The organism is Streptomyces massasporeus (assembly GCF_014648995.1).
Lineage (GTDB): Bacteria > Actinomycetota > Actinomycetes > Streptomycetales > Streptomycetaceae > Streptomyces > Streptomyces massasporeus.
On sequence record NZ_BMSE01000017.1, the window covers coordinates 16,580 to 28,367 of the forward strand.

9 protein-coding genes are annotated in these 11,788 nt (G+C 70.5%); 6 read left to right on the forward strand and 3 right to left on the reverse strand.

The window, feature by feature from the left end; genetic code table 11:
* Positions 1–416: 416 nt before the first annotated feature.
* Positions 417–2,090, reverse strand: a complete 1,674-nt coding sequence (locus IE153_RS30100) for a DHA2 family efflux MFS transporter permease subunit (protein WP_189592931.1) — start codon at positions 2,088–2,090, stop codon at positions 417–419.
* 109 nt (positions 2,091–2,199) lie between these two features.
* On the opposite strand from IE153_RS30100, the gene IE153_RS30105 reads away from it, so the two are divergent.
* On the forward strand, positions 2,200–2,814 hold the full coding sequence (locus IE153_RS30105; RefSeq protein WP_031105898.1) for a TetR/AcrR family transcriptional regulator: 615 nt from the start codon (positions 2,200–2,202) through the stop codon (positions 2,812–2,814).
* Positions 2,815–2,895: 81 nt separating this feature from the next.
* Here IE153_RS30105 and IE153_RS30110 read toward each other — a convergent pair whose 3' ends face one another.
* Positions 2,896–4,287, reverse strand: coding sequence for a cation:dicarboxylate symporter family transporter (locus IE153_RS30110; RefSeq protein WP_189592932.1), 1,392 nt, complete (start codon positions 4,285–4,287; stop codon positions 2,896–2,898).
* Between the two features lie 188 nt (positions 4,288–4,475).
* Between IE153_RS30110 and IE153_RS30115 the strand changes: the two genes are divergently transcribed.
* The 5 genes from IE153_RS30115 to IE153_RS30135 all read left to right on the forward strand — a co-directional run bounded on the left by IE153_RS30115 (position 4,476) and on the right by IE153_RS30135 (position 10,090).
* Positions 4,476–6,146 carry a sensor histidine kinase gene (locus tag IE153_RS30115; protein ID WP_189593058.1) on the forward strand — a complete coding sequence of 557 codons (1,671 nt, stop codon included), beginning with the start codon at positions 4,476–4,478 and terminating at the stop codon, positions 6,144–6,146.
* Positions 6,143–6,832: a response regulator gene (locus IE153_RS30120; RefSeq protein ID WP_031108811.1), complete on the forward strand. Its 690-nt coding sequence runs from the start codon at positions 6,143–6,145 to the stop codon at positions 6,830–6,832. Before IE153_RS30115 ends, IE153_RS30120 begins: the two co-directional genes overlap by 4 nt.
* Before the next feature lie 120 nt (positions 6,833–6,952).
* The gene (locus tag IE153_RS30125; RefSeq protein ID WP_189592933.1) at positions 6,953–8,320 is read left to right on the forward strand and encodes an extracellular solute-binding protein; all 1,368 of its coding nucleotides are present in this window, start codon (positions 6,953–6,955) and stop codon (positions 8,318–8,320) included.
* 16 nt (positions 8,321–8,336) lie between these two features.
* Positions 8,337–9,257, forward strand: a complete 921-nt coding sequence (locus IE153_RS30130; RefSeq protein WP_189592934.1) for a carbohydrate ABC transporter permease — start codon at positions 8,337–8,339, stop codon at positions 9,255–9,257.
* A 5-nt stretch (positions 9,258–9,262) separates the two neighbouring features.
* The gene (locus tag IE153_RS30135; protein ID WP_189592935.1) at positions 9,263–10,090 is read left to right on the forward strand and encodes a carbohydrate ABC transporter permease; all 828 of its coding nucleotides are present in this window, start codon (positions 9,263–9,265) and stop codon (positions 10,088–10,090) included.
* A gap of 299 nt (positions 10,091–10,389) precedes the next feature.
* Here the strand turns inward: IE153_RS30135 and IE153_RS30140 are convergent, their stop codons facing one another.
* Complete coding sequence (locus IE153_RS30140; protein WP_189592936.1) at positions 10,390–11,727, reverse strand: enolase C-terminal domain-like protein; 1,338 nt, start codon at positions 11,725–11,727, stop codon at positions 10,390–10,392.
* Positions 11,728–11,788 lie beyond the last annotated feature (61 nt).

The following is an 11,788-nucleotide window of genomic DNA, read 5'->3' on the forward strand; positions in this document are numbered from 1 at the left end:
CGGTCACCAGCGCGCCGTCGTCACGACTGCCGGATGGGCGAGCGGCCGCCAACCGCCACGGACACGGCCAACACGGCGGACGCGTCCGGCTGGACGACGCGGCCGGGTCCGCCGAAGCGAAGCGGCCGGGCCTGTGCGCGCCCCGCCGGTCACCAAGAGGCCGTCCTCCCGACTCCGGAGGCGGCGGGCCGCAGACAGTCACGGCCTCGGCCAACGCGGCGGACGTGTCCGGCTGGACGACGCGGCCGGATGGACGACTCGGCCGGGCCGGACCACGCCGGCACCGGGCGCGCATGCGGCGCCTGCCGCGCATCGGCGGTGGCGCCGTTCTCGTGACGGGCATGGGCCGCCGTGTCCACGAAGTCCCGCCTGCCCGGAGGCGAACGGCGGGACTTCGTGGACACGGTGGACACGGCCTAGCGGGACCCGGCGGACTCCAGTTCCTTGCTCTCGTCCGCAGGCTCCTCCAGCGTCTTCTCCTTGCTCGGCAGGAGCAGCGCCACCACCACCGTGCCGATGCCCAGGATCACGGCCCCGATCAGGCTGGTGTGGGCGACCGCGTCGGAGAACGAGGATCCGACCGCGTCGGCCATCTGCCGGGCGCCGCCGCCGAGTTGCTCGGCCTGGGCGCGGAGCCGCTCGGCCTGCTGGGGGTCGCCGGTGTGCGCGGCCTGCTCGGCGAGCTGCCGGGCCTTGTCGCCGATGCCCTGGGCGACGGCGTACCCGGCCCCGACGGAGTCCTGGGCGGTGGACAGGGAGGAGGCGGGGAGCTTGCTGCCGGCCGTGGCGTCCGAGAGGTGGCCGGAGTACGACGTCGCCAGCAGCGAGCCGAGGATGGCGATGCCCAGCGAACCGCCGAGCTCCAGCGACGTGTCGTTCACCGCGCCGCCGACGCCCAGCTCCGACTCCGGGAACGCCCCCATGATCGCGTCCGTGCAGGGCGAGAGCGCGAGTCCGATCGAGAGGCCGAGGACGACCAGGGGCGCGACGAAGTCGCCGTACGACGAACCGGCGTCGACCTGGGTGAGCAGCGCCAGGGCCGCCGTGCCGCCGACCATGCCCGCCGTGACGGTCCACTTCATGCCGACCCGGGGCGTGAGGAAGCCGGTGAGGGCCGACCCCACGAACACCGCTCCCGCCAGCGGCAGCATGCGCAGGCCCGTGTCCAGGGCGTCGTAGCCGAGGACGAACTGGAGGTGCTGCGTCAGGTAGTAGAAGGCGCCGAAGACCGCCAGGAAGAACAGGGCGACGGCGAGGTTGGAGCCGGCGAAGCCGCGGTTCGTGAAGCGGCGGACGTCGAGCAGCGGGCGCGGGTGGCGCAGCTCCCAGAGGACGAACGCGACGAGCCCGGCTCCGGCGACGACCGCCGCCGTGACGGCCTTGACGCCCCAGCCGAAGTGCGGCCCTTCGATGATCATGTAGACCAGCGCGGCGATCCACACCACCGACAGCAGTCCGCCGCCGTAGTCGATGCGCCCGCGGTCCGCGGCCTTGGACGGCGGTACGAGGACGAAGGCGCCGAGGATGGCGAGGATCGCGATGGGGACGTTGATGAGGAACGTCGAGGACCAGCCGTGGTCCGCCAGCAGCGCGCCGGCGACGAGCGGTCCGGCCGCGATGGCGAGGCCGGCCGTGGCGGTCCACAGGGTGATGGCCTTGGCCCGTTCGGCGCGCGGGAAGGTCGAGGCGAGGAGGGACAGTGTGGCGGGCATGATCATCGCGGCGCCGGCGCCCATCACGGCCCGTGCGGCGATGACCGTCGTGGAGCTGTCGGCGAGGTACCCGAAGACGGAGCCGCCCGCGAACACGGCCAGCCCGAGGACGAGCGCGCCCCGGCGGCTGTACTTGTCGCCTATCGCGCCGAGCAGCAGCATCAGCGCGGCGTAGGGGACGGTGTAGCCGTCGATCACCCACTGCAGGTCGGCGCTGTTCAAACCGAGGTCCGCGGTCATGTCGGGCGCGGCGACGGTGAGGGCGGTGTTGGCCATCACGATGATCAGCAGGCTGAGGCAGAGCACGAGGAGCGCCCACCAGCGGCGTGCGTAGGGGCGGTCCATCCTCTCGGTCGGTTCGTTCATGACGAGTCGCATGGCAGGGGTTGCCTTCCCGGCTTGAGTTGCACATGGCTGTGCATTTACACAACGATGTGCAATCTACGCCGTTGCACAGCGCTGTGCAACTCAATCCGGGAGGGGCACAATGACGTCCATGACCACGGGTACCAGCCGCGCCGACGCCAACCGCCGCCGCATCCTCGACGTCGCCCTCGCCGAGCTGCTGCGCGACCCCGACGCGTCCATGGACCAGATCGCACGGGCCGCGGGCGTCGTACGGCGGACGGTGTACGGGCACTTCCCGAGCCGCGAGGCGCTGATCAGCACGCTCGTCGACGAGGCCGTGGAGGCGCTGTCGGCCGCGCACGCGGCGGGCCGCGAGGACGTGCGGGACCCGGCGGAGGCGGTGGCGCGCTCGGTGCTGGCGGTGTGGGCGATCGCCGACCGCTACCGGCTGCTGGTCGCGCTCGCCCAGCGCACGGTCACCATGCAGGGCATCCGGGAGCGGCTCGCCCCGGTCCGCCAGGCGAGCATCGGGCTGCTGCAGCGCGGGCTGGACGAGGACGTCTTCAGCTCACCGCTGCCGGCGCCGGCCCTGGCGTACGTGCACGAGCAGATGCTGTTCGCGGTGATGGAGGCGGTGAACGACGGCCTGCTGGCAGCGCGAGAGGCGGGCCGCTGCGCCGCGGTCACCGTACTGACCGCGGCGGGCGTGCCCGCCTCGAAGGCCACCGAGCTGGTGGCGAAGCTGAACGCTTGATCCGTCTGTGTGCTGTGAACCGGGCGGCTGAGCGACGGGGGGACACCCAGCCGCCCGGATTCCATGGGGGGCGGCGCGGCCTCAGGCCTTCGCCAGCTCCTTCTCGCCGCCCTGCTCGGGAACCTCGACGTGGTCCTCGGACGGGCCGTCGTGGTCGTCGTCCAGCAGGGTCTTCTCGTCGAAGGGCAGCTGACCGGCGAGGACCTGGTTCACGCGGTCCTTGTCGATCTCCTTGGTCCAGGTGCCGATCAGCACCGTGGCGACGGCGTTGCCCGCGAAGTTGGTCAGGGCGCGGGCCTCGCTCATGAAGCGGTCGATGCCGACGATGAGGCCGATGCCGTCCACCAGGGCCGGCTTGTGCGACTGCAGACCGCCGGCCAGCGTGGCCAGACCCGCACCGGTGACACCGGCGGCGCCCTTGGAGGCGACCAGCAGGAAGAGCAGCAGCGGGATCTGCTCACCGAGCGACATCGGCGTGCCCATGGCGTCGGCGATGAACAGCGAGGCCATGGTCATGTAGATCATGGTGCCGTCGAGGTTGAACGAGTAGCCGGTCGGGACGGTGATGCCGACCACCGGCTTGCTGACGCCCAGGTGCTCCATCTTCGCGATGAGCCGCGGCAGCGCGGACTCGGACGAGGACGTGGAAAGGATCAGCAGGAACTCCCGGCCCAGGTACTTGAACAGCGTGAAGATGTTCAGGCCGGAGATGGCGCGCAGCAGGGCGCCGAGCACGATGAAGACGAAGAGGAAACAGGTCACGTAGAAGCCGAGCATCAGCACGGCGAGGCTCTTGAGCGCTTCCAGGCCCGCGGAGCCGGTGACGGCGGCGATGGCGCCGAAGGCACCGATCGGGGCGGCCCACATGACCATCGCGAGGATGCGGAAGACGAGCCGCTGGATGTGCTCGATGCCGCGCAGGATCGGCTGGCCGGCCGAGCCCATGCCCTGCAGGGCGAAGCCCGCGAGGAGCGCGATCAGCAGGGTCTGCAGGACCGACTCGTTGGTGAACGCCGACACGATCGTGGTCGGGATGATGCCGAGCAGGAACTCCGTGGTGTTCTTCGCCTCGGCGTCGATCTGCGCGTGACCGGCGTCCTTGACCGCGTCGGTCACCGCGAGGCCGGTGCCCGGCTCCAGGATGTTGCCGACGACCAGGCCGATGCCCAGCGCGACCAGGGACATCACCATGAAGTAGCCCAGGGCGATACCGCCGACGGCACCGACCTTGGCGGCCTTCCGTACCGAGCCGATGCCCAGCACGATCGTGCAGAAGATGATCGGCGAGATCATCATCTTGATCAGGGCCACGAACCCCGTGCCGATCGGCTTCAGCTCTTGCGCGAATTCCGGTGCGGCCAGACCCACCGCGATACCGGCGGCGACCGCGATGATCACCGCGATGTAGAGGTAGTGCGTGCGGTCCCGCTTGGGTTTGCGTGCGGCAGGTGCCGTATCGGCTGCGCTGGTCACGGCGGCCCTCCTTGACGACGTCGTCGGCATCACCGGCGTGCGGCTCACGTCCGGGGAGACTCCGGGAATCTCGGAGCGGGGCTCCCGGAGATGCGTTATGGGGAATGCCGTGACTATGTCCTGCTCTGTGAGCGCGGTCACCCTTCCGTTCATTTAGTTCACAATCGGCCACGGTGCAGACTGACGACATGCGCCTCACCGTCCCCGGTCCCCGCAGCCTGGCTGGCCAGCTCTTCGCCATGCAGGCCGTCCTGATAGCGGTCGTCGTGGCCGGATACGCGCTGTTCACCTACGTCAGCGACCGCAGCCAGGCCGAGGAGGCCGCGAGGCGCCAGGCCAGGGCGGTGGCGCGCTCGGTGGCCGATTCCCCGTCCGTGCTGGCCGCGACCCGCGCCGACGACCCGACCGCCGAGCTCCAGCCGTACGCGCTGAAGGTGATGCGGGACGCCGAGGTCGACTTCATCACGATCATGGATCCCCGGGGCATCCGCTGGACACACCCCGACCCCCGGCAGATCGGCCAGACCTTCCAGGGGCACACCGAGCGGGCCCTGAAGGGCGAGACCTTCACCGAGACGTACACCGGCACGCTCGGCCCGTCCGTCCGCGCCGTCACCCCGATCCAGGACGGCAGCAGGGTGGTCGGCCTGGTCAGCGCGGGGATCCGGGTCGAGCAGATCACCCAGCGGGTCCAGGACCAGCTGACGGCCCTGCTCGGCGTCGCGGCCGGCGCGCTGGTGCTGGGCGCGGTCGGCACGTACGTCGTCAACGCCCGGCTGCGTCGCCACACCCACGGCATGAACGCGACCGAGCTCAGCCGGATGCACGACTACCATCAGGCCGCCCTGCACGCCGTGCGCGAGGGACTGCTGATGCTGGACGGGCAGTACCGTGTGGCGTTGATCAACGACGGAGGTCGGGAGTTGCTCGGCGCGACCGGGGACGTGGTGGGCAGGTCGGTGGCGGAGCTGGGGCTGCCGGCCCCGCTGACGGGTGCGCTCCTCGCCTCCGAGCCCCGGGTCGACGAGGTGCATCTGACGGCGTCCCGGGTCCTGGTGATCAACACCTCGCCGGTGTCGGGCGGTGAACGGCGCGGTACGGTCGTCACCCTGCGCGATGTCACCGAACTGCAATCGCTGATGGGCGAGTTGGACTCCGAGCGGGGTTTCACACAGGCGCTGCGCTCACAGGCGCACGAGGCGGCGAACCGGCTGCACACGGTCGTCTCGCTGATCGAGCTGGGCCGGGCGGAGGAAGCGGTGGAGTTCGCGACGGCCGAGCTGGAGCTGGCGCAGGCGCTGACCGACCAGGTCGTGGCGGCGGTGAGCGAGCCGGTACTGGCGGCGCTGCTGCTGGGCAAGACGGCCCAGGCGAACGAGCGGGGCGTGGAGCTGATGGTGTCGGAGGACAGCAGCCTGGACGACGGCCTGCTGCCCGAGACCCTGCCGGCGCGGGACCTGGTGACCATCCTCGGCAACCTGATCGACAACGCCGTGGACGCGGCGCAGGGCAGCGCCCGGGCGCGGGTGACGGTAGCCGCGTACACCAGGAACTCCGGCGACGCACCGGAGCTGGTGCTGCGGGTCTCGGACACGGGCCCGGGCGTGGACCCCGAGCACGCCGAGGCGGTCTTCCAGCGCGGCTTCTCGACGAAACCGGCGGGCCCGGGCGGCCGGGGTCTCGGGCTGGCGCTGGTCCGGCAGGCGGCCCAGCGGCACGAGGGCTCCCTGACGGTGACGGAGGCCGACGGGGGCGGGGCGGAGTTCGAGGTACGGCTGCCGTTGCGGGAGCCGGACACGGTGGCCGGGGGCATGCCCTCCGGGGCCCCGGCGGCCAGAGGCGCTGGAGGCGACGCATGACGAGCAGCGAGAAGGCCATCCGCGTCCTGGTCGTGGAGGACGATCCGGTCGCCGCAGACGCGCACGTCCTGTACGTCGGCCGGGTGCCGGGATTCGTGGCCGTGGGCAAGGCGCACACGGGCGCGGAGGCCCGCCGGGCCCTGGAACGCACCCCGGTGGACCTCCTCCTGCTCGACCTGCACCTGCCGGACGTGCACGGGCTGCAACTGGCCCGGTCCCTCAGGACGGCCGGCCATCACGCGGACGTCATAGCGGTGACGTCGGCCCGCGACCTGGCCGTCGTACGCGAGGGCGTCTCGCTCGGGGTCGTGCAGTACGTCCTGAAGCCGTTCACCTTCGCGACCCTGCGCGACCGCCTCGTGCGCTACGCCGAGTTCCACGCGGCGGTCGGCGAGGCGAGCGGCCAGGACGAGGTGGACCGGGCGCTCGCGGCCCTGCGCGCGCCGGGCCCGGCCGCGCTGCCCAAGGGCCTCAGCGCACCGACGCTGGAGCGGGTGACGGTCGCCCTGCGCGACAGCGCGGAGGGCCTCACGGCCGCCGGCGTCGCGGAAACCGTGGGCATCTCCCGCATCACGGCCCGCCGTTACCTGGAGCATCTGGTCGACGCGGGCCGGGCGGCGCGCCGCCCGCAGTACGGCACGGTGGGGCGGCCGGAGTTGCAGTACCGCTGGGTCACGGGCCAGTGACGGTTCATCAGTCACCGGTCAAACCCCCGCACACGCATTGACCTGACTAGACCACTCAACTTAGGTTCACGACGCAGCCGTCCCGGCCACAACGAAGTGCGCCCGTAGGAGGTCGTTGCCGTGCGCCCCACCGCCGCCCTCACACCCCTCGTCGCCCTGGCCCTCGCCGCAACCACGCTCACCGCCTGCGGGGGCGGATCCGGCAGCGACCCGGACACCGTGAAGGTCTCCTTCAAACAGTCCACGGACAACTCCATCAAGGTGATGGACACCTATCTCGCGGACATCAAGAAGCAGTTCGAGAAGGCCCATCCCGGCAAGAAGGTCGAACTCGTCCCGATCAAGGCCCCGGACTCGGAGTACTACACCAAGCTCCAGCAGATGCTCCGCTCCCCCAAGACCGCCCCCGACCTGGTCTACGAGGACACGTTCCTCATCAACTCGGACATCACCAGCGGCTATCTGAAGCCCCTCGACCCCTACCTCGCCAAGTGGCCGGACTGGAACAAGTTCATCGACACGGCGAAGGCGGCGGCCAAGGGCGAGGACGGCAAGACGTACGGCGTCCCCGACGGCACCGACACCCGCGGCCTGTGGTTCAACAAGGACATCTTCGCGAAGGCCGGCCTGCCCGCCGACTGGCAGCCGAAGACCTGGAACGACGTCCTCACCGCCGCCCGCACCATCAAGAAGAAGGTCCCCGACGTCATCCCGCTCAACGCCTACACCGGCAAACCGGTCGGTGAGGCGGCCACCATGCAGACCTTCGAGATGCTGCTCTACGGCACGGGCGACGGCGGCACGGATCCCCTCTACGACAAGACCTCCAAGAAGTGGATCGCCGGCGGCAAGGGCTTCGAGGACGCCCTCTCCTTCGTCGAGACGGTCTACAAGGAGAAGCTCGGCCCGGACGTCTCGGACGCCCTCGACCCGAACGTCATGACCCGGGTCCGCGGCGAGTGGCTCCCGCAGGGCAAGCTGGCCATCGCCCTCGACGGCTCCTGGCTCCCCCAGGACTGGCTGCCCGGCAGCGGCCACGAGTGGCCCGAGTGGTCGAAGACACTGGGCCTGGCGGCCATGCCCACGCAGAACGGGCAGGCGCCCGGCAAGGTGAGCATGTCCGGCGGCTGGACCTGGTCGATCCCGGCCAAGGCGGGCAACCCGGACCTGGCCTTCGAGTTCGTCAAGACGATGCAGACCAAGGCCAACGCGCAGAAGTGGTACGTCGCCAACTCGGGCATCGCGGTCCGCGAGGACGTCGCCGAGGACCCCGCCTACGTCGACGCCCAGCCCGGCATCAAGTTCTTCACGGACCTGGTGTCGACGACGCACTACCGCCCCGCCTACCCGGCCTACCCCAAGGTCTCCACGGCCATCCAGGAGGCGATGGAGGGAGTGACCACGGGAGACACGTCGGTGGAGGAGGCGACGGGCTCGTACACGGACGCGCTGAAGGACGCGACGGACAACCAGGTGGTCGAGCGGTGAGCGAGGACCTCCGGGCATGACCACCACGGCGCCCCACCCCCGGCCGACCAAGACCCCCGACGCCGAGCACCCGGCACGCGGCCCCCGCCTGCCGGTGCGGATCCTCCCCCTCACCCCCGCGATCGTCCTCCTGCTCCTCTTCCTCGCGGGCCCCATCGCCTACTGCGTCTACATCGCCTTCACCGACCTCCAGCTCACCGGCCAGGCACAGGAGTCGTTCGTCGGCTTCGACAACTTCACCCGGGCCTTCGGCGACGAGGCGTTCCTGAACGCCGTATGGCTGACCCTGGTGTTCACCGTCCTGTCCTCCCTGATCGGACAGAACACGCTCGGCCTCGCCCTGGCGGCACTGATGCAGCGCGCGTCGAAACCGGTCCGCACCCTCACCGGCGGCATCGTGGTCACGGCGTGGGTCCTGCCGGAGGTCGTCGCCGGCTTCCTCCTCTACGCCTTCTTCCGCCGCGAGGGCACCCTGAACGCCATCCTGGACTGGCTTCACCTGCCCTCCCAGAACTGGCTGTTCACCCTCCCCATCCTGGCGGTGTCCTTCGCCAACGTCTGGCGCGGTACGGCCTTCTCCATGCTGGTCTACTCGGCCGCGCTGAACGAGATCCCCAAGGAGATCACCGAGGCGGCGGAGGTCGACGGGGCCGGGGGCTGGCGCCGCATGTGGCACATCACGCTCCCCATGATCCGCCGCTCCATCGGCACGAACCTGATGCTCAACACCCTCCAGACCCTCTCCGTCTTCGGCCTGATCTGGGTGATGACGAGGGGCGGCCCGGGTGGCAGGTCCCAGACCCTGCCGCTCTTCATGTACGAACAGGCCTTCCAGAACAGCCTGATCGGCTACGGCACGGCGGTCGCCCTGCTCCTGCTCCTGGTCGGCTCGCTCTTCTCCCTCATCTACCTGCGCCTGCTGCGAACGGAGGTCTGACGCGCATGGCATCCCGCCGCACGACACGCCGCCTGGCCGCGGACGCGGGCCTCCTCGTGGTCGCGGCAGCCTTCGTCCTCCCTCTCGCCTGGGTGATCCTCTCGGCCCTGGACCCCCACGCGAACCTGAGGGTGAAGACCCCCGACGGCCTGACCCTCGACAACTTCGACGCGATCCTCACCCCCGAGATCACCTTCACGCCGCTCCTCAACAGCCTGATCCTGTGCGGCGGCGCGACCCTGCTGACGGTGGTCTGCGCGGCCCTGGCCGCCTACCCGCTCTCGCGCTTCCGCTCCCGCTTCAACCGCCCCTTCCTCCTCACGATCCTCTTCGCCACGAGCCTGCCCATCACCGCCATCATGGTTCCGGTCTACGCGCTCTTCGTGCAGGTGGATCTGATCGACACCATGCAGGGCACGATCTTTTTCTTCGCCGCGTCCCAACTCCCCTTCGCCATCTGGCTGATGAAGAACTTCATGGACGGCGTACCGAAGGAACTGGAGGAGGCCGCCTGGACCGACGGCGCCTCGGCGTTCCAGTCCCTGCTCCGCATCGTCCTCCCCCTCATGGGCCCGGGCGTGTCCGTCGTGACGGTCTTCTCCTTCGTCATGATGTGGGGCAACTTCTTCGTCCCCTTCATGCTCCTGCTCACCCCCGACCAGATGCCGGCCTCGGTCAGCATCAACGACTTCTTCGGCAACCGCGGCATGGTGGCGTACGGCCAGCTGGCAGCGTTCTCCATCGTCTACTCGACCCCGGTGATCCTCCTGTACGTCCTGATAGCCCGCCGCCTGGGAGGAGGCTTCGCCCTGGGAGGCGCGGTCAAGGGCTGAACCCCACAGTTGCCGAGGCCGGGTGGGCCCGCAGCCCGGCGTAGCGGGGTGCCGCTGCGCCCCCCGTGCCACCCCTGGCGGCACGCATGCCCGCAGCTGAGCGGACCCGCACCCGCCGTCGTACGCAAGGGGCCGTGTCGGGGGGTGTCCGCCCGCAGCGGTTGGCGCGTCAACGGACAGTCAGTCGGCGTCCGACCCCATCGCGCCGTTCCGAGGACGGACACCCCCCCGGCGCGGCCCCGACCCACCACCGGCGAGAAGGCGAAGCGCACGCACACCCCCACAGCCCGCCGCAGGCGTCACCGCACCAGACACGGCCGCTTCGCGTCGAACGACCACCCCGGCACGAGATACCGCATCCCCACCGCATCATCCCGCGCCCCCAACGCCTTCTCCCGGTACAGCTCATGCGCCGCCAGCAACCGCTCCATATCCACCCGCACCCCCAGCCCCGCCGCGTCCGGAACCGCGACCTCACCCCCCACGATCCGCGGCGGGTCGACGGTCAGCCGCTCCAGCCCCTCCTGCCAGATCCAGTGCGTGTCCAGCGCGTTGTACTCCCCCGGCGCCGCCGCACCACAGTGCGTCACCATCGCCAGCGAGATGTCGAAGTGGTTGTTGGAGTGACACCCCCACGTCAGCCCCATCGCCTCACACAACTGCGCCACCCGCACCGACCCCTGCATCGTCCAGAAGTGCGGATCGGCCAGCGGAATGGACACCGACTGCAGAGCCAGCGCATGAGCCAGCTGACGCCAGTCCGTCGCGATCATGTTCGTCGCGGTCGGCAACCCCGTGGCCCGCCGGAACTCCGCCAGCACCTCCCGCCCCGAGTACCCGCCCTCCGCCCCGCACGGATCCTCGGCATACGCGAGCGTCCCCACCAACGGCCGGCACAACTCGACAGCCTCCCGCAGCGACCACGCCCCGTTCGGATCGAGCGTGACCCGAGCCTCCGGGAAGCGCCGCTTCAGCGCCCGGACCGCCGCGACCTCCTCGGCCCCCTCCAGCACACCCCCCTTGAGCTTGAAGTCCCGGAACCCGTACAGCGCGTACGCCGCCTCGGCCTGCCGCACGATCGCCTCGGCCGACAACGCCTCCTCGTGCCGCACCCGGTACCACTCCACGGAAGAGCCGGGCTCCCGCACGTACTCCAGATCCGTCCGGTCCGGGTCTCCCACGTAGAACAGATAGCCCAGCACCCGCACGGAGTCCCGCTGCTGCCCGTCCCCCAGCAGCGCCGCCACCGGCACGTCGAGGTGCTGCCCCAGCAGGTCCAGCAGCGCCGACTCGACCGCCGTCACCGTGTGCACCGTGGTCCGCAGGTCGAACGTCTGCGCACCCCGCCCGCCCGCGTCCCGGTCGCCGAACCGCTCCCCGATCTCGCGCAGCACCCGCTTGTAGTCGCCGACCTTCGCCCCGACGACGAGAGGCTCCGCGTCCCGCAGCGTTCGCGTGATCTTCTCCCCGCCGGGCACCTCCCCCAGCCCGGTCCGCCCCTCGGAGTCCGTGAGCACGACGACGTTGCGGGTGAAGTACGGTCCGTGCGCGCCGGAGAGATTCAGCTCCATGCTGTCCCGCCCGGCAACGGGATAGACGGCGAACGCCGTGACGGTCGGCTGCTGCCCGATGCTCATCAACTGCCCCTCCTCATCGACTGCCTCCTCATCGACTGCCTTTTCATCGACTGCCGCCTCA